Here is a 25,240-nt window from a genome sequence, read left to right as displayed (position 1 = left end):
AATCACAATATAACCACTCCTGTTATTGTAACCAACTTTTTCATTTTTGTACAGTAGGGTCAGCCTCACTTCCGTGAAAATACCGGTAGAGTTTTTCTGCTGCACGCATATCCATGGATGGGGTATCGGCAAGTTCCTCAATACTGGCATTTCGCATCTCATCCGCACTGGCATAGCGTTTCATCAGAGCCTTGCGCCTTGCCGGTCCGATGCCCTCCACATCATCCAGGAAACTGTGCACCTGTGACGTGCTGCGCAAAGACCGGTGATACTCGATAGCAAAACGATGGGCTTCGTCCTGCAATCGCGTGATCAGATGAAAGCCCTCCGATGTCCGGTCGATTGGGATAAGCTCATTATGGAAATATAAACCTCTGGTCCTGTGGTGGTCATCCTTTACCATACCGCAGACCGGTATGGACAGATGCAGGTCTGCCAGGACCTCCTCACAGATATTGACCTGACCGCGTCCGCCATCCATCATGATAACATCTGGGAAACGCGTAAAACTGCCCAGCGATTCATCCGCTCCCTTGGCACGCAGTTCTTCCCGTTCCTGTAGACCGTGAGAAAAACGTCTGGTCAGAACTTCCCGCATGGAGCCATAGTCATCCGGTCCCGTGATAGTCTTGAGTTTGAACTTTCGATAATCACTGCGCAGAGGTTTTCCCTTTTCGAAAACCACCATGGAGCCAACCGTCTGAAAGCCGTTGATATTGGAAATATCGTAGGCTTCCATGCGTTAGATGCTCCATGCCAAGCAGTCCCGCGATCTCTTTTAAGGCACCGATGGTACGACCTTCCTCTTTCTTGATCCGCTCCCGATCCTGGGCTAAGACCATGGCAGCATTCTTTTCTGCCAGTTCCACCATCTTATTCTTCATGCCCTTTTGCGGTACACGCAAGTAGACACGCTGTCCTTTTTTCTCCGTCAGCCATTGCTCGATCACCCGGGCATCCTCGATCTCTTCCTGTAAAAAGATCTCGCGTGGAATGATCGGCGTACCGGCATAAAATTGTTGGATGAAACGTGTTACAACTTCCCCGTCTGCTTCATCCATGCGCACATTCATAAAGAAATGCTCGCGTCCGATCAGTTTGCCCGACCGCACAAAGAATACCTGTACGACGGCATCCTCCCCCTGCTTTGCCAGTGCAACGATGTCCTTGTCATCCATCTCACTTGCATTGGTAATCTTCTGCTTCTGCACGCAGGCACGGACACTCCCCAGCAGATCACGGTATTCTGCCGCCTTTTCAAATTCCATATCTGCTGCCGCTTTTTGCATCTTCTCGGTCAGCATCTTCTCAACCTCGCCATAGGAGCCATTCAAAAAGTCAATGGCTCCCTGGACGCTTTTTTGATATTCCTCCTCCGAAACCTTGCCGGTACAGACACCCGGGCACTGCTTCATATGGTAATTCAGACAAGGTCTGCGCTTACCGAAATTATCCGGGAACTTTTGGTTGCAGGTGCGCAGATGGTAGATCTTCTGCACCAGATCAATGGTATCCTTGACAGCCGCCGCGCTGGTAAAAGGTCCGAAATATTTTGCCTTGTCCTTTTTCAGTTGACGCGAAAAAAGGACTCTGGGGTAAGCTTCTCCCAGCGTCACTTTGATATACGGATAGGTCTTATCGTCACGAAGCATAGTATTATACTTTGGGCGATGCTCCTTGATCAGATTGCACTCTAAGACCAGTGCCTCCAATTCCGAATCCGTCACAATATATTCAAAATAGGCTATCTGCTGCACCATGCGCTGTTTCTTGATACCCTCATCATGGCTGGGCTGGAAATACTGGTGCACGCGATGGCGCAGAGACTTTGCCTTGCCAATATAGATGATGGCTTCTTTGGCATCATGCATAATATAAACTCCCGGAGAATCCGGGAGTTTTGCTAATTCTTCTTCAATCGAAAAATCCATATTCTTTACTCTTCCACAAATAAATCTTTGTCGTCGATCTCTTCTACTGTCTCAGCAGAAGTATCCTCTTTCTTTTCCTCCGGGTCATCCAGTCCCTTCAGGTCACGGAAGATCTTCATAAATTCCTTACCGGTGATGGTCTCATGCTCGTAGAGATAGTCTGAGATCTTATCTAAGATCTCGCGGTTTTCTTCCAAAAGACCGGTCGCCTTGTCGTAACACTCGGTCACGATACGAAGGACTTCCTGATCCACCTCTGCCGCGGTACGCTCGCCACAAGTCATGGAGGCTCTGCCTTCCAGATACTGGTTCTCCACCGTTGCCAATCCCATCATGCCAAACTTATCAGACATACCAAAACGTGTCACCATGTTTCTGGCAATGCTGGTCGCATTCTCAATATCGTTGGAAGCACCACTGGTCGGAGACTCAAATACGAGTTGTTCTGCTGCACGCCCACCCATAAAGGTCGTGATCTTGGCAAGCAGTTCATCCTTGGTCTCTAAGAACTTCTCCTCCTCCGGAGTCTGTAAGGTATAGCCCAAAGCACCCATGGTACGCGGTACGATCGTGATCTTTTGTACCGGCTCGGTGTTCTTCTGCAAAGCGGAAACAAGCGCATGCCCTACTTCATGATAAGAAACGATCTTGCGCTCCTTGTCACTCATGACACGGTCTTTTTTCTCTTTACCGCCGACAGCAACTAATTCAAATGCCTCAAACAAGTCGCTCTGGTTGACAAACTTACGGTCATGCTTTACGGCGATGATGGCAGCCTCATTGATGATATTGGCAAGATCGGATCCTACCAGTCCGGCAGATGCCAGTGCCAATGCATCCAGATCTACCGTCTCATCCATATCCACATCCTTGGCATGTACCTTTAAGGTCTCCAGACGTCCTTTTTGATCCGGACGGTCTACGATGATGCGTCGGTCAAAACGTCCCGGACGAAGCAATGCCTTATCCAGAACTTCCGGACGGTTGGTAGCCGCTAAGATCAAAAGTCCCTTAGAAGTATCAAATCCATCCATTTCTGCTAATAACTGATTCAGAGTCTGCTCACGCTCGTCATTGCCACCGCCATAGCGGGAATCACGGCTCTTACCGATGGCATCGATCTCATCGATAAAGATGATACACGGTGCAGCCTTCTGTGCCTCTTTAAAAAGATCACGGACACGGGAAGCACCGACACCGACGAACATTTCCACGAAATCGGATCCTGCCAGAGAGAAGAACGGCACGCCCGCTTCTCCGGCTACTGCCTTAGCAAGCAAAGTCTTACCGGTTCCGGGAGGTCCGACCAAAAGTGCGCCCTTTGGCAATTTGGCACCGATCGAGGTATATTTCTGAGGATTGTGCAGGAAATCTACTACTTCCTGCAAGGATTCCTTTGCCTCATCCTGTCCGGCAACATCCTTGAAGGTCACACTGGTAGACTTCTCCACATAGACCTTGGCATTGGACTTGCCAACGCCCATGGCTCCGCCGCCCATGCGCTTCATAAGGAAGGACATGAGTATCCATAAGAGTACGATCGGGATAACAAAACTCAGGACATTGTAAATGATCACTGCCGTAGAGTCTGAGATCTCTCCGTCGATCTCCACATCATGTTCCTTTAATAAAGGAAGGAGGTCTGCATCAGAGATATAAGCGGTGTAATAGGTGATCGTCAGATCCTGCCCTGTACTCTCCTTATATAACTGTGCCTGGATGGACGCGGTCTGAGAGTCTGATCCCACCTTGGCACCATCTACCAGTTTGATGTTGATCTGATCGCCGTCAAAGACAACCGACTTGACCTGATCCTTCTCTACCAGATCCAGGAACTTGGAATAGGTGATCGCCTCTGTCGTACTGGAGCCTGCACTGCTATATAGAAGGCTGGTGATAAACATGGCGATCAGTGCAAAGAGCACAAAGAGCATGATCGGCTGTCGTTTTTTGTTGTTATTATTGTTATTCGGTCCACCCTGCTGTGAACCATTGTTGTTTTCGTTCATTTTATCCTCCACTCGCGTAGGTATTACCTCATCCATTATATTTGACCTAAATGGCAAAAGCAATACTACCCGGGTGCCTTTTACGATAATTTTCGAATTCGTTTATACTTTTTTTATTTTTAGAGAACCTTTGCCAGGAAGTTCTGTAAACGTTCACTCTGCGGATGTTCAAAGATCTCCTGCGGTGTATTCTGTTCCACAATGGTTCCCGCATCCATAAAGACTACGCGGCTTGCCACTTCTCTGGCAAATCCCATCTCATGGGTAACGACCGCCATGGTCATGCCTTCCTTTGCCAGATTTTTCATAACATCCAAGACTTCTCCGACCATTTCCGGGTCTAAGGCAGAAGTCGGCTCGTCAAACAAAAGGATCTCCGGTTCCATGCAAAGAGCACGCACAATAGCAATACGCTGTTTCTGTCCGCCGGACAACTGGCTCGGATAGGCATCGGCACGATCTTCTAAGCCTACCATACGAAGCAGTTCCATCGCCTTTGCCTCAATCTCACCCTTTGACTTGTGCAAAAGTTTCATCGGTGCGATGGTCATATTGCGAAGCACCGTCATATTGGGAAAAAGATTAAAATGCTGGAAGACCATGCCCATCTTCTGTCTGTGCACATTGATGTCTACCTTTGGATCGGTGATATCCACGCCATCCACAAGGATCTGTCCGCTGGTTGGTTCCTCCAAAAGGTTTAAGGATCTAAGCAAGGTAGATTTTCCGCTTCCGCTGGGACCTATGATGACAACAACCTCGCCCTGGTCAATCTCTAAAGATACACCGTCGAGTGCCTTGATCTCCCCTTTGTTATAATGTTTTTTTAAGTCTGTGACCTGGATCAATACATTCTTATCGCTCATTCTTACGCAAACTCCTTTCCAGACATCCCACTAAGGCAGTCAAAATAACGACCATAACAAGATAGATCGCTGCCACGCCCAGCAATGGCAAAAATGCGGAGAAAGTTCTGCCGCGGATGATGTCGCCCGCCTTGGTCAGGTCCATGATACCCACATAACCTGCAACCGAAGTCTCTTTCAAAAGTACGATAAACTCATTACATAAGGTAGGAAGTACCACCTTGAATACCTGCGGGATGATGATATAGATCATGGTCTGTCCGTAATTAAAGCCAAGGGAACGTCCTGCCTCGAACTGTCCCTCGTCGATCGACATGATACCGCCACGGATGATCTCTGCCACGTAAGCACCGGAATTGATACCGAAAGCAAAGACAGCCACAGCCGTAGAATTGTTGGAAGTGGCAAATATGATAAAGTATGCGATCATAAGCTGCACAACCACCGGCGTTCCACGGATCACTGTCAGATATAACTTACAGATGACATTAGCAATGCTCAATATGTAAAATCCGACCGGATTTCTCTTTTTCATATCTCCGTTGTTCTTGTCATAAGTCGTGCGCACGGTTGCAACGATCGCCCCTAAGACAATACCGATCATGACCGCAAAAAATGTGATCACAAGCGTATTCCCTAAACCTTGAAACAGGGATTTCCATCTGTCGTCCTGTATAAAGACAAACCGGAAATCTGTCACAAAAGTATTCCATCCATTACTCATTTGTCTTCTTCCTTTCTACTATACCCATAGCCTGAAAAAGGGTCAGACACCTGGGTCTGACCCTTTTTGCTCTGGCTTTTATTCTGCTGAAATATATTTATTTACGATCTCGTCAATTTTACCATTACTCTTCAACTTGTCAAGTACATCGTTGATCTGATTCAAAAGTTCATCATTGTCCTTTGCTACACAGATAGCATATTCTTCTTCCACGTACTCTGTGTCTAAGATCTTGAGTCCGTCATTTGCCGCAACAAATTCCTTTGCCGGCTCGCTGTCGATGACAACGCAGTCAACCTTGCCGGTCAGCAGTGCCTGTACCGCATCTGCGCCCTTGTTGTATCGGGTCACCGCATCTTCGCCGTAATCATCTGTAGTGTAGATATCACCTGTGGTATCCTGCTGCACACCGATCTTGGTATCGGAAGACAGATCGTCTACTGTCTGGATGGCACTGCCATCTTTTACAATGATGACCTGCTTTGCTGTCGCATAAGTGTTGGTGAAATTAACGCTCTTTTTTCTGTCCTCTGTAACAGTGATACCAGCCATACCGATATCAAACTTACCGCTCTGCACACCGGAAATGATAGAACCGAACTCTACGTCCTGGATCTGTAATTCCATGCCAAGTTCATCTGCGATCGCCTGTGCCACTTCCACGTCGATTCCTGCATAATCCTGTCCGTCCACATATTCATATGGTGGGAAAGTCGCATTGGTCGCCATGACCAAAGTTTCCTTTTTATCACTTGCAGCCTGCTTGTCACTGCTCTTGCTTCCACAGCCTGTCATCATACCTACCGCAAGGGCAGCCACCAGAACGGCTGCTAAACCTCTTTTTAACTTCATAATTTTCTTCCTTTCTTCCGTCTTCGCTTTCGCCTAAAATTTATAAATATACATATATATTGTATAATATAACACCGTCAGCCCCTCAAAGTCAATCTACCAATAGCGTTTTCTACGAAAGAGGATCATAGAAAAGGTCACGATCAGGACTGCTGCCACCAGAACCCCCACATAACCATAACGCCAGTGCAGTTCCGGCATATATTCAAAATTCATGCCATACCAGCCTGCCAAAAGGCTGAGCGGCAAAAAAATAGTTGTTACAATTGTCAGGATCTTCATAATATCATTCTGTCGGATAGAGATCTGCGACTGGTAGATCTCCCAGATCTCCATGGCATACTCCCGCATGATCTCCATATCATCTGCCAGCCGTTTTGTCCTTGTGATGAAGCGTGAAAAGCACTCCATTTCTCCCGGATCTAAAAAGCCGCCCTCCCACTCCATCAGATCATCCGCCAGTTCCGTCAGTTGCTGATAGTAACGGAACAACTGATAAATGCTGTGTTTCATAGTATACATTTTTTGCAGAAAAAAGCGGGCATTATCCTTGGGAATCTCTTCTTCCAAAGTTGCCAGTTGTTTGTATATGACATCCAGCACATGAATATCATTTTCAACAAGGATCTGAAACAGCCGGTAGAGCATGGCTTCCGGTGTCTTTTTCCCATTTTCCTTACGCAGACGGTCCATGATCCCCTGTAGATAGCCGTCAAAATCCGCAAAACAGATCCCGTCCTCCCATATGACAAAGGCAAACTTGGAAAAAGCATGTCCCTGTCCCAACAGCGGCACAGTCTGCTTTTTCCCCTCTACTTTTTTCTCCTCCTGCAAGGGCACCTGCATCTGTACCAAGAGGTCGTGATCTTTCTTTTCTACCAGACAGGAGTGAATGGCCTCAGGATCGATCAGATCCTCTTTTTCCTCCTCCCATGTATAAGGATGGATATAACCGCAGCCATCCTTTTTTTCCAATAAAAAATACATACTAAGTGGTATCTCCTATCTCTTTTCTACCTCTTAGTATGTATCTTTTTCTATCCTGTCTATACGATTTTAAGATAAATCAATCTTGACTTTTTTCAATTTCTTCTTTGGCAAATCGTCATCTTCCTCCTCTGCTTCCGGCTCGGATGCCTGTACCAAAGCCTCGGTGATCTCATTGATGTCATGATAACCGTCTACCACATTGCCGATGTTACTGTGGAGATTGTTGATACTTGCGGAGATCTCCTCCATGGCTGCGGATGTTGACTCGATATTGTCGTTGATATTGTTGACATTCTCCAAAGTCGTGTTCATCAGGCTTTCCAGTTCCTGTGCCTGCTTCTCGATCACATTGGCACGGTGCAATACCTGGGAAGTATTCTCGGCGATCTCCTGGAATGAGTAGTTGACATCATTGGCATTCTGCGTACAGGTCTCCACAGACTTCTGTCCTGTTAAGATCTCCTTTTGTACCTGTGCGGTCTGCTCCTCGACACCGTTTAAGATGCCATGGATCTGCTCTGTGAACTTGGCGGAGTCATCAGATAACTGACGGATCTCCGTTGCAACAACAGCAAAGCCCTTGCCATGCTCTCCGGCTCTGGCAGCTCGATGGAAGCATTCAAAGACAGAAGATTGGTCTGGGATGTGATCTGATCCAGGGTCGCTAAGATCTCGATAATCTTGGCATTTTCCTCGGATAAGGACTGGATGGAGGAAGCAACCGTTTCCATGCGCTTGTTGAGATCCTGCATCTGGGAAGACAGGTCTCCTACCAACTGACCGCCTGTCTGTACCTGGGTGTTGGTCTCGTTGGAAGCCCCCGCCATGCGGGTACTGCTGTCCGCGATATCCTTGATCTGGGAAACCCCGTTTTGTACCATGCCCTTGATCTGCTCAATATCTCCGACCTCTGCCACTGTCCTGCGCGCAATGTCCTCGGTAGCCTCTGCGATCTGATCAGAGATCGTGCCGGTCATAGTAATATTGTCATTTAACTTGCCACTGGTCGTATCTAAGACACCAACAGACTTACCGATCTCTGCTAGGAGTTGTTCTGCCTTTTTACGCTCCTTTTCGCTTGCCTTGTGGGTCTTGCGCAGTTGGTGGAACTGTTCTTTGGTCAGGCGGCAAAGAGAAATATATACCAGCATGCCACTGACAATATAAACAACGCACATTGCCATGGCATCCGTCGACCAGGAATCTCGCAATTCCTGTGTATAGCGGAAATAGAAATATACCATAGCAGCCGCACTGATCGCCGACTGCATGATGATCGGTCGGATGTCCTCATAGATCACAACAAAAAAGATCGACAAGAAAAACATCAGATAATTGGTCGTGCAAGGAAAGGCTATCATCAGAATGATACTGATCGCCGACATGAGTACCACCATAGCATACATCATGACCACCGGATGTACCTTTTTGTTCAAGAGTAACAGGAGCGCTGTAAAGATCAGTCCTCCGATCCCCATCGGGATGACCTGTACGATCCCGGTAAAAAATGTATTTACGATACAGCGAAGCACAATACAGATCAAGAGTGTGATCGCTAATATTCTGTTTTTGTTACGAATGACGTCATTATAGTCCATCGTCTTATCCCCCTCGTTTACTATACAAGTGTACAGTTTTCCCCTCAACTGCCCTGTGTATGAAGATAAATACATTATACAATAAGAAAGTTTATTAGGAAAGTATTGTTAAAAAAATTTTTCGTGCTATTATATCTAAAGCGAATTTTGATATATAAGGAAAGGAATGCAATTATGGCAAAAGATACAACAAAAAGATTAACGACAGGAAAACCTATGTCACTGATCCTTGGTTTCTCCCTGCCTCTTTTGGTGGGTATGCTCTTTCAGCAGTTCTACAGTCTGGTAGATACCATCATCGTTGGAAAGTTTCTGGGTGTGGATGCCCTCGCCGCCGTCGGTTCCACCGGAGCCATCAACTTTCTCATCATCGGTTTCTGCATGGGCGTGTGCAGTGGCTTTGCCATCCCGGTTGCCCAGCGTTTTGGTGCCGGTGATTATGAAAGCCTGCGCAAATACGTTGCCAACAGTGTCTGGCTCTGCCTCATTTTTTCTGCTGTCATGACTCTGATCGTCTCCGTCTTTTGCCGGCAGATCCTGGAACTCATGCAGACACCGTCCAATATCATAGATCAGGCATACTCCTATATCTTTATCATTTTTGTGGGTATTCCGGTTACTTACCTATATAATATCACTTCCGGTATCATGCGGTCTCTCGGTGACTCCAAGACTCCGGTCTATTTCCTTTTGCTGGCATCCGGGATCAACATCGTACTGGATCTGATCTTTATCACACAGATCGGCATGGGTGTCGAAGGCGCCGGTTATGCCACCGTGATCTCCCAGTTTATCTCCGGGATCGCCTGCCTCATCTATATGAAGGCAAAGTTCCCGATCTTAAAAATGCAGCCGGGCGAATGGGCTTGGAGCGGACACTGTGTTGCTACTCTCTGTCATATGGGCGTACCTATGGGCTTACAGTATTCTATCACAGCGATCGGCTCTGTCATCTTGCAGGCTGCCGTCAACAACTTAGGGTCCAATGCCGTTGCCTCCATCACCGCAGCCAACCGTATCTCCATGTTCATCGTATGTCCGTTTGATGCCTTGGGTTCTACCATGGCAACTTACGGCGGACAAAATGTCGGTGCCATGGAACTGGGGCGTGTCAAAGAAGGCTTAAAATCTGCGACCATCCTTGGTCTTTGCTATGCGATCATCGCCTTTTTTGTCCTGCTCTTTGCCGGAAAATATCTCCTGCTTTTGTTCCTGTCCGCAAATGAGACAGCCATCATCGCAGATGCACGGACTTTCCTGCTGATCCAGTCCTGCTTTTATTTTCCGCTGGCTCTGGTCAACATCGTACGTTTTCTCATTCAGGGCATGGGCTTTTCCATCTTTGCCATTCTTGCAGGCGTTATGGAAATGCTGGCGCGAAGCATTGTTGCCTTTTCCCTGGTACCGGCGATTGGCTTTCTGGGTGCCTGCTTTGCCAGTCCCTTTGCCTGGATCATGGCGGATGTATTCCTCATCCCGGCCTTCTTCCATGTGCATAAAAAACTGCAAAAGAAGTTTGCTACACACACAGCGATTTAGATATAGCCACAGGGACGTTCCTTGTGGCAAAAGGAACGTCCCTGTGGCTTCTGTGGCTTCGTATTTCTAGGCTTCTACGCCTTTGGATTTGTAATAATCATCAAACAATTTGTTGGCTGCATCCATAGTCTGCTGGCTGATGCTTGGAAGCGATTTGCCCCATGCTGCTGTCGCCTGCTTGAAACCTTTTTGCATGGCTTCCTGCATCTTCTGCATCTTTTCTACATCATCTCCTGCAAGTGCACTTGCAAAATCAAACAAGCGCTGTGAGGTCTGGGAAACACCCCAGTATCCGTCATCCGCGATATCTGCCTGCGCCTGTGCCTTGGTTGCTGCATCCACAGTAAAGTTGCCGCTGGCTAAGAATTTCCAGATAGAATCATCACCGGTTGCCTGACTGTAGGACTTTGCCTGTCCGTTCATCATATCCTGTACCAGTGAGATCAAACTCTGCTGCCTGTTCTCCTGATCCTGCTTCAACTGCTGCACCAGTGCTGCACGATCGGATGAACTCATCTTGTTGATGGAATAAGTTGCTTTCTTTTCTGTTGTTCCCTTCTCATAAACCGCCTCTTTTTCCTCAGTGGCACTTGTCTTTTCAGCCTCTTTGGAAGTCTTGGCAGAAGAAGTCTTTCCGTAGCGGTTGTAAACGCTATCGGTCGTAGTCGTTCCTACCGGATTCATACTCATAATCTTGTCCTCCTTGATCAATAATGCAATGTCGAAATCCTTTTCAACGTTTCTTATCTTCTATATCGGAGGAATTTTCGCAAAATAAACCCCTTAGCCTACTTTTGTGCATTTTTTCTCCCCATGGCGAGCAAGCCTAAGGCAAGCAGGATGGCTTTTAAGATGTTGTTACAGATCATCATGATCCAGACAGCCATGATTCCCAGTCCAAAGACACGCACGCAAAGATACGTGCCGACCACGCGCACACCCCACATACTGATCAGTTCCACCACCAGAGGATAGCGGGTGCGTCCCATACCATTATAAATACCTTCCATGACTGCCGATGTGCCAAAGACCGGTTCCGTAAAGGCCACCATCCGAAGCAGACGCGTCCCGATAGCGATCACCTGCGGATCTTTTGTAAAAATAGACATCATGGCATGGGCGCCGACAAAGAGCAGAATACCTGTGATGCACATGAGTCCAAAGATCAGAGCGATCGACACGATCTTAACATCCTTTTCTTTCTTTTTATTCTTCTCACCGATGGCGTGGCCGATCAAGGTAGAAGTCGCCGCCATCATGCCATAGCCCGGAATATAAAAGATCTCCTCCGCCGTAATGGCAATGGCATGTGCCGCATAGGTGATCGTATCCATAGAGGAGACAAAACTGGTAAAGACCACATGTCCCAGGCAGGATGCCAGGCGTGTTAGGACAACCGGAAGGCTAATGGCAAGGACAGCTGTCAGAACCTGTCGGGTCGTAACCGGCAAAATGTCTTGCGCTTTTTCTGCTACAAGCGGCTTACCTTCTTTCCCCTGCGCCGGGGATCCCCCCTTTCCCAGCACATCCAGACTCGGATTGCGTAGGAATACAACCGTCATCAAAAGACCCCCGATCGTATAAGATACCATGGTCGCCATGCCGGCTCCCACAGCCCCCTGTCCCAAAAGATAGATAAAGACATAGTTGAGCCCGATATTGATAACATTGACCCAGACATTGACGATCATAGGTGTCTTGGTATCGCCCGTTGCCCGGATGGCAGAAGCAAGTATAATGGTCGCCGCACGAAAGATCATAGGCAGATTGATATAGATAAAATAGCGTGTGGCATCTGCATGAATCGCCTTTTCTGCCCCCATCCAGACCGGCACATGGGGTGCCATCCAAAGGGTGATCGCCATAAGGATGCCCCCGGCAAGCAGTGCCACGATCATGGCGAGTCTGGATGCCTTGCGGATCTTACTTTGATCTTTTTCTCCCACTGCCCTTGCAATATAGGAAAGAAATCCCACGCCAAGAGCACCGATCACACTCTGGATCAGCCATGTATAGGTAGAGGTCAGAGAAACCGTTGCCGTTGCCTGCGCCCCCAGATGCCCTACCATGGCAGTATCAACATATTGTAGGATGGTCTCCAAGAGATTTTCCAGGATCGTTGGCCATGCCAGGGTCAGCAGTATACCAAGGACTGCCTTATCCAAGCCAAATTTTATGCGATTGTCTGTATTCGACTGTGTCATCTTATATTCTTTCTCCTTTTTCACCTTTCTGCGCCCCGGATGCAATGCACAGCGCAAACACTGGCTCTGTCCCCCTCCACGGTAAAGTGGATGTCCCAGCGGTCAAAAGCGATCTTATAGACCTGATCGGCACGATTGTGATAAGGCGGTCTGGGATCCTGCTTTAAAAAGGCGATCGCCGCCTTTTGCTTTTCCTTTGGAAGTTTGTCCAGCAATTCCTGTGGAAAGTCCACCTTTAGTGCATGGGAAAAGACCGTATCGGCAAATCCCCCTTTGGCATCTGCCCTTGCATCCGCATAAGGCAGATAAGGCTTGATATCATAAATGGGCGTGCCATCCACCATATCTACCCCTGCCACATAAAGTACCGGTGCCTTGGCACAAGCATAGTCGACGTCTAATAACCTGACACAGGACAGTCCAATGGGATTGGGGCGAAAGGGTGAGCGCGTGGCAAAGACTCCCATACGCTTTTTTCCTCCCAGACGTGGCGGTTTTACCGTCGCCGACCAATGCTCTTTTTGACTGAGAGAAAACTGCCATAGGATCCAAAGATGGGAAAATTCCTCAATGCCGCGGAAGGCTTCAGCACGGCGAAATTCCGGCTTCAATTCGATGCGCCCGACCAGTTCCTCTATCAGACCGCTCTGTCTGGGCAAACCAAACTTGGTCGGGAAATCCGTATGCACATGTCCGATGATCTGCATGCTTGTCTCTTCCATGACTTTTTCTCTCCTCTTGTTTATAGTACATTCTCTTGTCCGAGATACTTCTTCAAACGTTCAAGCCCGAGTATAACACAAGCGCAGATAAAAAAATAGAGGTCAGCATCTTTGCCGACCTCCCTCGTCATTTTTATGTAAGACCAATTACACTTTATGATTCTGCCTGATGTAACTGTTCTGCTGCCGCATCACGTTTGGCCTGATTGTCTGCCTGCACCTGTGCGAGCGTTTCCACATCCAGCGTGTAGTTCTTCATGGCAAAAATATTGCAGAGGAATCCAATGATCGGAAGGACAAATGACAGTCCGATCCCCATCCAGAATACACCACTTGTAACCTCATCCCCCATCTGTGTACTGTGTTGACATAACCGATCAAAGAAATTGCTGCGGTTGCTATCATAGCACAGATAGATGACATACCCTTATCGAACAAAGAGTAAACGCCTGCGATAACAGATGGCATGAAGTTGCCGGAACGATGTTCCTCACCATCCGTAACATCTGCACGCATGGTTCCTGCTGCAACGGAAAGAAGCATTCTGCCTGCGGTCATACCAACCGTACATGCTACCCAAAGAAGGAATGCCCAAGAGCCTGTGGTTCCGATCTCACGCATACCGCTTGGTCCTAAGATGATACATACAACATCCTTGTTTTTGGAAAGCACTTCCCACATCTGTTTAAGACCAATCTTCTCCTGCTTTCCGGATACCTTAGCACTCGCCTCTTTCCAAACCTCATCGTTATCTGCTCTTGCGATACCAATCATGGAAACAATACAGCAGACAAAAGAAACTGCGATGTAAAACAAAGTCATTTCCTTTAACATTGGCATATTGTACTGATTGTCATATTTTGGCAAGATGTTGAATGTTACGACATTGCTCAAAAGGATCGGTACACCATAAGAAAAAATGGTAAATACAAAGTTAAACATCGGACGCTGCTTAGGATCGTTGGTAAGAACGGATGCCATAACAGAACCTGCTACGTTATTTACAGTATAACCGATGATGTAAATATTGTTGAAACGAATACTTCGTCCCCTTCGTTTAACTATACAGTAGTACGAATTTCCGATTTGGTTCGTACAAAAATTCATGTTTATATTATTTTTTTCGTGATTTTTATAGAAATTTAATATTTTTGCGTTATACTGGATACAAACAAAGCAAATAAGGAGTATGTCAGTATGTTTTCTAAAGAGACCTGTGAGATGACCATAAAAATCTTATCCACATGCTATCCCCTGCAGTTCTGGGAGTATTCCCCTGCCATGGAACTGCTTTCGAATCATGATGGACAGGCAGAGTTTATGGACCGGCTCATTTCTTTAAATGGTATGAAAGACTTTCTGATCGCATATGCCAAAGAAGATGTCTGCCCTCCCTATGAATTTTCAGACGATCTGGGCATTATCATAGGCTGTGTATTTTCCAAAGAGGATAAAAGAACCGACCGTGTCCTTTTACTGGGACCGACCTTTGCCAATGACCGGTCTCTAAAACGCCTGCTGGATGATCTGGAGATCCATGATCTTTCCGTGTCCGCCCGTAAATATATGTACGAGCAGTTCAAGGACTATCCCATCATCCCCATTAATATCTTTGAGCAATACCTGCTCATGCTCCACAATGCCATCTGCGATGAATGTCTGGATTTTCCTGCCATCCGGCGCAAGAACTTTTACCATACCAAAAAGACGGCTGCCGTCCCGGAGACCAACATAGCCACCAAGGCATTTATGCAAGCCTTAGAAGATTATAAGGCAACGATGCCTCCATCCGCCACTTACAGCAGACTTCTTATAAATTAAACGAAGATCTGTCCCGCGACCATGCCGGGGTTTCCGGTTTTGAGCAGCAACTGGTCGCTGCAGTCGAGCAGGGAAATATGGGACTTTTAGACCTGATCAAGGAAGGTGGAAAGTTCTCCAACGGCATCAAGATCCAGTTGGAAAATGATCTGCAGCGCTGCAAGTACGGATCCATCTCCCTTTTGACCCTCTGCAGCCGCGCAGCCATCCGGGGCGGTCTGTCTGCCTCCATCTCCTATTCTTTGATGGATACCTACACCCTCGCCATCGACAACTGTGCAAATGTAAATGATATCCGCTATATCAACGACACCATCTTTGCCGACTACATCACCCGTGTGCACGATGCCAAGCAAAACGAGGATATCTCTGCGCCCATCCGCGCCTGCATTGACTACATCAACCTGCATATCCGCGACAAGATCACAATCAAAGACCTGTCACACTTTACCGGTTACAGCGACTATTATCTGTCCCACAAATTCAAGGAAGAACTGGGCATCACGGTCAACCAGTATGTCCAAAAAGAAAAACTAGCGGCAGCAAAAGTGCTCCTGACTACCGAGCACATGAATGTGACCCAGGTAGCAGAAGCACTGCATTTTTGTTCGCAATCTTATTTCTCAAATCTTTTTCAAAAAGAATATGGGGTATCCCCTTCCCAGTATCACGGCTAGTCCTCTCTGTACTGGGCATTTAAGAGCGCCTCAAATTCCTCCTGCGGCAAAGGCTTGGAGAAATAGAAGCCCTGAATATAATCGCATCCCATCTCCCGCAAAGCATCCACCTGTTCCTTGGTCTCTGCCCCTTCGGCTACGACTTTGGAACCGATGGCATGTGCCATGTCGATAATGGCTTGAATGACAGCATTTGCCTTTGTCGTCGTACCGATCTTTTGCACAAATCCCATATCTAATTTGACAACATCAAAATCATAATCACGGATGGTACTAAAGGACGAGTAGCCACTGCCAAAGTCATCCAAATAGAACTTGACGCCGATCCGCTTCATATCCAAAAGCACATTGCGGTTGTTGCTGGCAACGGTCGAGTATGCCGTCTCCGTCACCTCAAAACGTGTATAATCCATCGGCAGGTCGGTATTGGAAACATCCAGAAGAACCGATGCCATCATATCTTTATCAAAGAAATCCATCTGGGACATATTCATGGAAACCGGCACGATAAACTGTCCCTTTTTGTAGCGTTCCTCCATAAAGGAAAGCACACTGCGTTCCACGAAAAGATCCATCTGGGAGATACGTCCGCTGTCCTCTAAGGCAGGTACAAAGATGCCCGGCGATACCATTTCTTCATCTGCCTTTTTCCAGCGCACCAGCGCCTCGGCGGATGCTATCTCACCGGAAAAGGCATCATAGACCGGCTGGTAATAAACCTGAAACTCATGTTTTTCCAGAGCATTGCTGATATCCCGCAGTGCATCGTTTCTCTCCATATAAGAACTGCCCATCTTTTGATCAAAAATAGCATATGGCTTTACATATTCATCCTCGATATAATCCTTTGCCATGCGGGCGCGATCACACATATTGCTGACACTGTCCAAACGCTCCTCCGCAGGTATCATATAGATACCGCAGACACCGTAAACATCTAAGGATCTCTGATCAAATACCAGGGTCTGATGTAAGAATTGCTTTAAGTGTTCATAATTGATATTGGCTGGATCCACCAGACAGACAAAATGATCTGCCTCGATACGTCCCACAGCATAAGGATGCAGGTTAGATCTGTGAATGACACGCACGACCTCACGCAGTGCCAGATCTCCGCCCTCCGTACCGAACAACTCATTGATTGCCTTGAAGCCCTTGAGGTTGATATACATAATGGCAAGATCATGGTCTACGGCAGGCTCCCGCAGAACAGTTCTTGCCTTTCGGATAAAGCCATATCGGTTCAACTCTCCGGTCAGATGATCCTGTTCTAGGAGTTTTGTCACATCCTTTAAGGTCGTAAGGATCAAACCATCTTCCTGATCCAGATAAGAAAACTTCCATTGTTTCTTGTGGCGGTTGTGTTCCGGTGTACTAAAATGGAACATAAAACTGTAAACTTTTTGTTCTTCCAACTGCTTTACGATGTATGGGATCTCCGAGCAGTGCATAAAGTCCTTACCGTCGTTATCATCCAAAAAAGTCTCTACCAAAAGGGCGCGCGCATCATAATAGTCATGCTCCTCGCCTGTCCAGTCCCAATCTGCATGCAATTCATCTGTATCTACATAAAGCATCCCTGTCTGGGTGTTGATGACACAAATATAGTCATACTCACTTCTGACAAGATAATCTGAAATTTTCTCATGTACCCGTTTCACATCATGTCCTGCTATCGTCTTGGCTGTCTCTTGTTTCTCCATCTTCATCCCCTGGGGAAATATATCCCGTCATATGCTATTTTTCCTATACGAAAGGCGACGCCCATCTGTCTGCTCTCGAACCTCGTCACATATCCATATTGTAATACTCCTCATCTTGCAAGACAACCTTTATTTTCTATACGGCATTGCAAATTTTCAGTATTTATGCTAAACTTCCTCCATTATGTATGCCCAAATGCATTTAATAGGAAATAATCTTGAGGGGGAAATTTTATCATGCATGATCCAAACAAAAAGCGCAGTTCCTTTTCCGGTAAGATCGGCTTTGTCCTGTCTGCAGCCGGTGCTTCTGTCGGGCTTGGAAATATCTGGCGTTTTCCATACCTTGCTGCCAAATACGGCGGCGGTATTTTTCTATTGATCTATATCATCCTTGCCCTGACCTTTGGTTATACCATGATCATGGCAGAGACATCACTCGGTCGTATGACCAAGAAAAGTCCGGTCGGAGCCTACCATTCCTTCGGCAGATCCAAATGGCTGTCTGTCGGCGGCTGGCTCAACGCCATCATACCCATCCTGATCGTACCTTACTACTCCGTCATTGGCGGCTGGGTACTCAAATATCTCATTGGCTATCTCTCTGGAAAGGGTTCTGCACTCGCTCAGGACGGCTATTTCAGCACCTTTATCTCTGACGGGGCATCCACAGAACTCTGTTTTCTGGTCTTTGCCCTGCTGACGCTTGGCATCATCTTTGCGGGCGTACGAAACGGCATTGAACGCGTATCCAAGATCATGATGCCCATCCTGGTCGTACTGTCCGTCATTATTACCATCTATTCTGTAACCAGACCAGGTGCCCTTGCCGGTGTCAAATATTTTCTGGTGCCAAACCCGGAAAACTTCTCCTGGATGACCGTCGTTGCCGCCATGGGACAGATGTTTTATTCCCTGTCGATCGCCATGGGCATCTTAGTGACCTTTGGTTCTTACATGAAAAAGGATGTCTCCATCGAGGACTCTACCAAGAATGTAGAGATCTTTGACACAGCGATCGCCATTATGGCTGGTCTGATGATCATTCCGGCGGTCTTTGCTTTTTCTGGCGGAGATCCGGACACCTTACAGGCAGGTCCGTCCCTCATGTTCATCACGATCCCGAAAGTCTTTGACAGCATGGGGCTTGGCACGGGCGTCGGCATCCTTTTCTTTGTGCTGGTACTCTTTGCCGCTATGACAAGTTCCATCGCACTGACGGAAAGTGCGGTTTCCACCTTTGAGGACGAACTTGGCTGGAGAAGGAAAAAGGCGACCGTTATCGTCGGTATCATCATGATCGCGCTCGGCACTCTTTCCTCTCTGGGCTATGGTCCACTGGCAAATGTAACCCTGATCGGCATGCAGTTTTTGGATTTCTTTGACTTCCTGACAAACTCAGTCATGATGCCGCTGGCTGCCCTTGCGACCTGTCTGCTTGTCTCCCGGGTGGTCGGCACACAAAAAATAGAGGATGAAGTGACAGACGGAGGAAAACCATTCCGTCGTAAAAAGATCTTCCAGTTTATGATCAAGTATCTCTGTCCGATCTTTGCCATCATCATCCTCATTTCATCCATTGCCAATGCTTTTGGCTGGATCTCTATGTAGTTTCCAGTCGCTTTTTCTCCCGCCGCGTCTCTACGAGATGGCGGATGCAGGCGACGGGATGCACAAAGAGCATCCGCGGTCCGCTATAGCGCATCACTTCTTTGATGCGCTGGCGCATCTCGGGCTTGTAGCAATGCACCTTGCAGTTGGAACAAAAAGTCTTTGTCTCCATAAAAGGACACTTGTCACTGCGCATTCTCGCATAATCGTCCAGTGCCTGACACTCTTTGCAGAGACACTTGTTTTTCTTATCATAAGCCGCATGATTTCCCTTGCAGTAGACACGGATCATATCCGAAACCATAGTTTTTTCCCGTTCTCTTTTTTCTATAAGTTCCTGACTGGTCAAATTTTCTTCCATCATCTTCTCCTAACTGACGCGTCCTTCCTTCATTTGATAGACCTGATCGGCAATGCGCATGGTAGAATCCCTGTGTGAGACCAAGAGGATCAGTTTATCTCCTCGCTCCTCGCGCAAAGAACGCAAAATGACACTTTCATTCAAGGAATCCAGATTGCTGGTCGGCTCATCCAAAAGCATCATCGGCGCGTCGTGTAAAAAGGCACGCGCCAGCCCGATACGCTGACGCTCTCCGCCGGATAAGGTATCACCCAACTCGCCCACCGGTGTGTCATAGCCCTGCGGTAAGGACAGGATAAAGTCATGGATGGAGGCTTTTTTGCAGGCTTCCTCGATCTCCTCTCTGGTCGCATCCAGTTTTGCAATGCGGATATTTTCTGCGATAGAGTCACAGAAAAGATGGGTCTCCTGGATCATATAGCCCTGCATCCGGCGCAGATCTTCCGTATTGATCTTTCCGATCTCCCGGTCTGCGATTGCAAGTTTTCCTGAATCAACATCCCAGAAACGCATCAAAAGTTTTAAGAGGGTTGATTTACCGCTGCCGCTCTTTCCGACAATACCAAGAATGCCCTGCTTTGGCACATCCAAAGACACTCCATCTAAGATCGTCTCCTTTTCATATGCAAAGGTCACATCCTCGATCGTCACCTGTCCGTAAGTTGTCTGGTCTGCACCTGTGATCTCAGCGACCTGTGGTTCTTCCTCTAAAATGTCTAAGACACGGTTGCCTGAGGCAAAGGTATTCTGTAAGGTCGTTCCCAGATTTGCCAGTGCCACCACCGGTCCAAAGGAGGACATAAGTGCCAGAGTCGCGATCACGATCCCGTCAAAGGCAATGATCCCTTCTTTATATAAATAAGATGCGCTAAGCAGCATAAGGAAGTCAAAGACCAGGATTGCCGTATTGGTCACCGCCATATTAAGCCCAGTCACACGCTTCATTTTTTCCTGACAGTCATTCATCCGATCGGTGCGCTCATTCATCTGCTGCATACGTTTTTTGCCATTGCCATACTGCATGGTCTCCGGCAGACCGCGCAAAGAATCCAGCACAAATGCACTCAGACTACCTGACTGATTGCGGAACTCCAATCCCAGATCGCCACTCGTTTTGGAAGCAATGACCGGTACGATGACGCCCACGGTCACATATGCCGCCAATGCCAGTAATCCCAAGCCCCAGTGGATATGTCCGATGAAAAGACTCAGGATGACCGAGTAGATCGTAGCGATCGCGATCGGCGAGATCGTGTGTGCGTAAAAAACTTCCAAAAGTTCAATATCTGAAGTAATGACGGATATCAGATCTCCCTTGTCCCTGCCCTCAAGTTTTGCCGGGCAGAGCCTGCGCAGGGCTGCAAATGCTTTTGCGCGGATCAGTGCTAAGAGTTTGAATGCAATGTAATGGTTGCAGGACTGCTCCGTATAGCGGGCAAATCCTCTGGCGATGGCAAAGACCACCATGCAGACAAAGAAGAAAGCAAAGGAGTGGGCGATTGGAAATCCCCAAACCTTCAATGCCGCATAACCGGCAAAAATAGTGATAAAGGATGCCAGTAAATGTCCGATCAGACCTAATGTAATGGCAAGGAGCATATAGCCCAGAAGCGGACGTACCATGCCGATCAGTTTTGCCATGATCTCTAAATTCGATCTCTTTTTCATGCCTGTGCTCCTCCTTTCTCAGACTTTCCATAATTTTCCAATTCCTGCTGCGCCTGCCAGAGTGACGCGTAAGTTTTTTGCTCTTGCAAAAGGCTTTCATGCTGCCCCACTTCAACGATCTGACCTTTTTCCAATACATAGATCTGATCTGCTCCGACCACATTTGCCAAACGGTGGGAGATCAGAAGCACGGTCTTTGTCTTAGCCAAAGCAATGATCTGCTCCATGATATCATTTTCACTCTCGACATCAATATTGGAGGTTGCCTCATCAAAAATATAGATCAGGCTGTCATGCAAGAGAGCACGCGCCAATGCCAGGCGCTGCCGCTGTCCGCCGGACAAGTTGGATGCCTTTTCCAGTAATTTGGTATCCAGCCCCTCCTCTTGCCGTAAAAAGTCTGCCAGTTTGGTCTGCTCTAAGACCTTCCACATTTCCCCTTCCGTGGCGTCTTCCTTTGCCATCAAAAGATTATCGCGCACGCTTCCCTTAAAGAGGTAGGCATCGTGGCTGACATAGGTGATCTTCTGCATACGCACATCTTCCGGAATGGCTGCCAATGGCAGGCCTCCCAAGGTGATCTGCCCCTGGTCAGCCGTATTTCTTCCCATAAATAAGGATGCGATCGTTGATTTTCCGCAGCCGCTGACTCCGACCAGGGCAACAAACTGCCCGGATTTTACTGACAGGTTGATATGGACTAAGATCTGACGGCTCTCATCATAGGAAAAAGACAGGTCCTGCATACAAAGATCGTTTGTTTGTGGTACCTCATCTGCGATCTCCCCTGTCTCTTCCTTTTTGACATCCAAAAGGGCAAAGATCTTGTCACTGGCTGCCATACCATTCATGGCAACATGGAAAAAACTTCCCAGTTGGCGCATAGGAATAAAGAAGTCAGCCGAAAGCAGGATGATAAAAAGTGTGCCGGTAAGATCGGTATGACCTGCGCGATACTGAAGGATAGCAACGATCATGCCAAGTGCCGCACCGCCATAAGCAACAATATCCATAATGGTAATGGAATTTAACTGCATGGTCAGGACCTTCATGGTGATCTTTCGGAACTTTTCGGCTTCCTCGTCCATCTTTTCACTCTTATAGCCATCTGCCTGATAGATTTTCAAGGTCGTAAGCCCTTGCAGGTCTTCCAAAAAGGTGTCGCCCAAAGCCGTATATTGTCCCCAGTATTTTGACAAAAGTTTCTTTGCCCACTTCTGGACAAAGACGATCGCCATCGGAATCATAGGCACGCAGACCAAGAGTAGGATCGCTGCCGGCACATTGACAAAGCAAAGGACAATAAACAAAGTCAGGGGTGCCAACATGGCATAAAAGAACTGCGGCAGGTAGGCACCAAAGTAAGTCTCCAACTGGTCTACTCCCTCCACGGCGATCTGTACGACTTCGGAACTGGCAACGTATTTTTGATAGGAAGAACCCAGTGCCAGGAGTTTCTCATAGATCTTTTGTCGCAGGGTCTTTTTTACGGTCTTTGCCGAAAGAAAACTCATGCGGTTGGAAAGAAGGGTGCAAAGGAAACGTGCCGGGATACAGAATGCAACAACCAAGACCAGTCTTTTGATGTTCTGGTAAAAGTCGCCTCCCCTGCCGCTGTCCGGCAGTAAAGTTCCTAAAAATCCGGTAATGCTATACATCATCAGTATGTTGGCAAGCATGCCAAGCCACTGAAAGATGACATTGCCGGCTATGTATTTTTTGCTCTCGCCCACCATGGCGATGAGCCGTTTGTTCATCATCATATGTATGTTCTCCTTCCCTGTAGCTATGAAATATACTTTCGTTTTGATTAGTTGATGTGTACCGTGGTTTTTCATTCATAACATGAGTTCGTTTTAACTTACCACATTTTGCTTGATTTTTCCACTGGTTTTTTCTTCCTGCCATTGGATTTTTCTTCTTACCATCAGAAATGCAGAGTTTCTGTAATCAAAAAAGATGTAAGTCATTTTCGACTTACACCTTAAAATAGTATTGCATGATTATTATATTTTCTTCACTTTCCGATCATAGGTATAGATACCATTGACCTCGTCCTCGATATCAGATACCTGTGTGTAGACACTTGCACACAACCCCTGCGGAATCAATCTCATCGCCTCCTGACGCCGCTTTTCATATGCCGCCTTAAGGCTCTCCGTATCTTTATAAGTTCCATATCCATAGATAGCTTCTGTTGTGGTATGTTCCGGGATGCCATAGGAATAACCTCCATACTCTGACAATACAGCCACACGCTCATTCTTTTTTGGGTCACGTGGAATGACCAGTGGAAAAAAGTAATTGTGAAAAGAGTTCATATCTCCACAGCCCTGATCATACCAGCCGCTTGCCGCATCGATCAGCCTGCTGTCATCCGCCCGCCTTGCAAGTGTAACCATATCTTTTGTTGAAAATTGTCCCCATCCCTCGTTAAAGATCACCCAAGTACTGATGCAGGGGTGTTTCTTTAATAAGGCGATCGTCTCTAACATCTCCTGCTGCCATTCACGTTGTCCAGCCTCGTCCTCACGCGAAAGCAGTTTTCGATGCCTGTCATTGCTTTTGATCTGTAAAAACGAAAGTACGGTAGCCAGATATGTAACATACCAATCCTTGTAAGACCTACCGCCATTTACCATATCCTGCCATACGATCATCCCCAGCCTGTCACAATGGAAATAAAATCGCTCCGGTTCAATCTTGATATGCTTACGGATCATATGAAATCCGGTCTCCTTCATTCCCATGATATCAAAAATATATGCCGCATCCGCAGGCGGTGTCATGAGTCCATCCGGCCAATAGCCCTGATCCAAAACACCTTCCATAAATATCGGATGATGATTTAAACAGATGCGCCAGATTCCATCTTTATCTTTTTCCTTTGTGAACGTGCGCAGTGCAAAGTAGCCGTAAATAACATCCTCCCCCAGCAAGATTTCATAATCATATAAATAAGGTGTTTCCACGCTCCAGAACTTGCGGTCTGCTTCCGGTATCTCCAGCACAATATCTTCCAGATATAGATTAGAATTTTCCGGATTATCCGAACTTTCCACCTTTTTTCTTATGATGGTGCTATCCTTGTACTCTGCTATGACTGTTTTTCCACTTATTTCCTGTATTTTAGCATGCGGTGTTTCAATATTTGCTCGCGCATGAGATGATGCAAAAATCCGTATCGTTACAGGTAAGCCTGCATTTGTCATGAAATTTTCACAAATATCTGTTAATTCATTCGTTTCATTTTTTCCCTGTGCAAGAATAGTAAAACACACTTTTCCATGATCACTATCTGCCACCACATTTACTTCTGCGATTGCAAGCGCCGGTACATATTCCATCCAGACCGTCTGCCAGATACCACTTTGGGCCGTGTAATACATACCGCCACGCTGTAACTTTTGCTTTCCCCTCGCATGATAAGAAGTGTCGCTGACATCCTTCACCTTCACGACAAGATCCAGTGCGTCCGCCCGACTCTCCCTTGCATATGGTGTCAGGTCAAGGGTAAATGGGAGATATCCGCCAACATGTGTCATCACTTCTTTTCCGTCCACATAGACATATGCTGTCTGATCCACCGCACCAAAATGTAAGAGCAGACGCATCCCTTGATCCAGTTTTTTTCTATCCAGTACAAGTTCTCTATGATACCAGAGATATTCATCCGGTTGCAACTGATGCTCCACACCGGAGAGTGCAGCTTCCGGTGAGTATGGCACAAGGATTTTCCCATTATAAATATCCGGGATTTTCTCCCCATCCAACTGTTTTGTGATGGCATAATCCCACCAACCATTGAGATTCTCATAAGAATCGCGCATCATGGATGGGCGCGGATATTCTGTAAGTACTGCAAGATCTTCCTTGCCCACTTTCATCTCCTCTTTTAATTTTTCTCCCCAACTTGTATATAACTGCTTCATACGCACACCTTCTTTTCACCTTTGGGCTCATT

Annotated in this window: 20 protein-coding genes and 1 pseudogene; 4 read left to right on the top strand and 17 right to left on the bottom strand. The window is 47.1% G+C overall.

Annotated elements, in window-relative coordinates; genetic code table 11:
- Nucleotides 1-40: 40 nt before the first annotated feature.
- The 8 genes and pseudogenes from uvrC to DW996_RS13480 all read right to left on the bottom strand — a co-directional run bounded on the left by uvrC (nucleotide 41) and on the right by DW996_RS13480 (nucleotide 8,970).
- A pseudogene (gene uvrC / locus DW996_RS11225) lies at nucleotides 41-1,931 on the bottom strand (excinuclease ABC subunit UvrC).
- Nucleotides 1,932-1,936: 5 nt separating this feature from the next.
- Nucleotides 1,937-3,940 carry an ATP-dependent zinc metalloprotease FtsH gene (gene ftsH, locus DW996_RS11220; protein ID WP_118535803.1) on the bottom strand — a complete coding sequence of 668 codons (2,004 nt, stop codon included), beginning with the start codon at nucleotides 3,938-3,940 and terminating at the stop codon, nucleotides 1,937-1,939.
- Nucleotides 3,941-4,059: 119 nt separating this feature from the next.
- Complete coding sequence (locus DW996_RS11215) at nucleotides 4,060-4,806, bottom strand: amino acid ABC transporter ATP-binding protein (protein WP_118280055.1); 747 nt, start codon at nucleotides 4,804-4,806, stop codon at nucleotides 4,060-4,062.
- Nucleotides 4,796-5,530 (bottom strand): amino acid ABC transporter permease, encoded by a 735-nt coding sequence (locus tag DW996_RS11210; RefSeq protein WP_118280058.1) that lies wholly within the window; start codon nucleotides 5,528-5,530, stop codon nucleotides 4,796-4,798. The genes DW996_RS11215 and DW996_RS11210 overlap by 11 nt, the downstream gene beginning before the upstream one ends.
- 78 nt (nucleotides 5,531-5,608) lie before the next feature.
- Nucleotides 5,609-6,382 carry a transporter substrate-binding domain-containing protein gene (locus tag DW996_RS11205; protein WP_118280061.1) on the bottom strand — a complete coding sequence of 258 codons (774 nt, stop codon included), beginning with the start codon at nucleotides 6,380-6,382 and terminating at the stop codon, nucleotides 5,609-5,611.
- A 96-nt stretch (nucleotides 6,383-6,478) separates the two neighbouring features.
- Nucleotides 6,479-7,369, bottom strand: coding sequence for a magnesium transporter CorA family protein (locus tag DW996_RS11200; RefSeq protein WP_118535801.1), 891 nt, complete (start codon nucleotides 7,367-7,369; stop codon nucleotides 6,479-6,481).
- 69 nt (nucleotides 7,370-7,438) lie between these two features.
- On the bottom strand, nucleotides 7,439-7,927 hold the full coding sequence (locus tag DW996_RS11195; RefSeq protein ID WP_243098770.1) for a hypothetical protein: 489 nt from the start codon (nucleotides 7,925-7,927) through the stop codon (nucleotides 7,439-7,441).
- A complete protein-coding gene (locus tag DW996_RS13480; RefSeq protein ID WP_243098767.1) occupies nucleotides 7,870-8,970 on the bottom strand; it encodes a methyl-accepting chemotaxis protein in 1,101 nt (366 codons plus the stop codon). Before DW996_RS13480 ends, DW996_RS11195 begins: the two co-directional genes overlap by 58 nt.
- Nucleotides 8,971-9,144: 174 nt before the next feature.
- Between DW996_RS13480 and DW996_RS11185 the strand changes: the two genes are divergently transcribed.
- Nucleotides 9,145-10,509 (top strand): MATE family efflux transporter, encoded by a 1,365-nt coding sequence (locus DW996_RS11185; RefSeq protein WP_118535795.1) that lies wholly within the window; start codon nucleotides 9,145-9,147, stop codon nucleotides 10,507-10,509.
- A 66-nt stretch (nucleotides 10,510-10,575) separates the two neighbouring features.
- Here the strand turns inward: DW996_RS11185 and DW996_RS11180 are convergent, their stop codons facing one another.
- From DW996_RS11180 to DW996_RS11165, 4 genes are all read right to left on the bottom strand, one after another.
- Complete coding sequence (locus tag DW996_RS11180) at nucleotides 10,576-11,199, bottom strand: hypothetical protein (protein ID WP_118535793.1); 624 nt, start codon at nucleotides 11,197-11,199, stop codon at nucleotides 10,576-10,578.
- 98 nt (nucleotides 11,200-11,297) lie between these two features.
- On the bottom strand, nucleotides 11,298-12,713 hold the full coding sequence (locus tag DW996_RS11175) for an MATE family efflux transporter (RefSeq protein WP_147403555.1): 1,416 nt from the start codon (nucleotides 12,711-12,713) through the stop codon (nucleotides 11,298-11,300).
- 20 nt (nucleotides 12,714-12,733) lie between these two features.
- A complete protein-coding gene (tsaA, locus tag DW996_RS11170; RefSeq protein ID WP_243098766.1) occupies nucleotides 12,734-13,435 on the bottom strand; it encodes a tRNA (N6-threonylcarbamoyladenosine(37)-N6)-methyltransferase TrmO in 702 nt (233 codons plus the stop codon).
- 255 nt (nucleotides 13,436-13,690) lie between these two features.
- On the bottom strand, nucleotides 13,691-14,416 hold the full coding sequence (locus DW996_RS11165) for a hypothetical protein (protein WP_118535789.1): 726 nt from the start codon (nucleotides 14,414-14,416) through the stop codon (nucleotides 13,691-13,693).
- A 216-nt stretch (nucleotides 14,417-14,632) separates the two neighbouring features.
- Here DW996_RS11165 and DW996_RS11160 point away from each other — a divergent pair, with 216 nt between their 5' ends.
- Both DW996_RS11160 and DW996_RS11155 read left to right on the top strand, forming a co-directional pair.
- Nucleotides 14,633-15,256, top strand: a complete 624-nt coding sequence (locus DW996_RS11160) for a hypothetical protein (protein WP_118535787.1) — start codon at nucleotides 14,633-14,635, stop codon at nucleotides 15,254-15,256.
- A 77-nt stretch (nucleotides 15,257-15,333) separates the two neighbouring features.
- Nucleotides 15,334-15,933, top strand: a complete 600-nt coding sequence (locus DW996_RS11155; RefSeq protein WP_118535785.1) for a helix-turn-helix transcriptional regulator — start codon at nucleotides 15,334-15,336, stop codon at nucleotides 15,931-15,933.
- Here DW996_RS11155 and DW996_RS11150 read toward each other — a convergent pair.
- Nucleotides 15,930-17,636: an EAL domain-containing protein gene (locus DW996_RS11150; RefSeq protein ID WP_158575323.1), complete on the bottom strand. Its 1,707-nt coding sequence runs from the start codon at nucleotides 17,634-17,636 to the stop codon at nucleotides 15,930-15,932. The genes DW996_RS11155 and DW996_RS11150 overlap by 4 nt on opposite strands.
- A 237-nt stretch (nucleotides 17,637-17,873) precedes the next feature.
- Between DW996_RS11150 and DW996_RS11145 the strand changes: the two genes are divergently transcribed.
- Complete coding sequence (locus DW996_RS11145) at nucleotides 17,874-19,247, top strand: sodium-dependent transporter (RefSeq protein WP_118535781.1); 1,374 nt, start codon at nucleotides 17,874-17,876, stop codon at nucleotides 19,245-19,247.
- On the opposite strand, the gene DW996_RS11140 is transcribed toward DW996_RS11145, so the two are convergent.
- The 4 genes from DW996_RS11140 to DW996_RS11125 form a co-directional block, all read right to left on the bottom strand.
- Nucleotides 19,240-19,608, bottom strand: coding sequence for a nitrous oxide-stimulated promoter family protein (locus DW996_RS11140; protein WP_118280089.1), 369 nt, complete (start codon nucleotides 19,606-19,608; stop codon nucleotides 19,240-19,242). The two genes, DW996_RS11145 and DW996_RS11140, sit on opposite strands and share 8 nt — an antisense overlap.
- Nucleotides 19,609-19,617: 9 nt before the next feature.
- On the bottom strand, nucleotides 19,618-21,276 hold the full coding sequence (cydC, locus tag DW996_RS11135) for a thiol reductant ABC exporter subunit CydC (RefSeq protein ID WP_118535779.1): 1,659 nt from the start codon (nucleotides 21,274-21,276) through the stop codon (nucleotides 19,618-19,620).
- Complete coding sequence (locus tag DW996_RS11130; RefSeq protein WP_199642647.1) at nucleotides 21,273-23,039, bottom strand: ABC transporter ATP-binding protein/permease; 1,767 nt, start codon at nucleotides 23,037-23,039, stop codon at nucleotides 21,273-21,275. The genes cydC and DW996_RS11130 overlap by 4 nt, the downstream gene beginning before the upstream one ends.
- 243 nt (nucleotides 23,040-23,282) lie before the next feature.
- Entirely contained in the window at nucleotides 23,283-25,208 is a 1,926-nt protein-coding gene (locus tag DW996_RS11125; protein ID WP_118535777.1) for a glycoside hydrolase family 2 protein, read from the bottom strand.
- Between the last annotated feature and the right edge of the window lie 32 nt (nucleotides 25,209-25,240).

It is taken from the genome of Roseburia sp. AM51-8 (assembly GCF_003478275.1).
Classification (GTDB): Bacteria; Bacillota; Clostridia; order Lachnospirales; family Lachnospiraceae; genus Pararoseburia; species Pararoseburia lenta.
The sequence above is the reverse complement of the archived record's forward strand: the minus strand, read 5'-3'. Positions and strand labels throughout refer to the sequence as shown.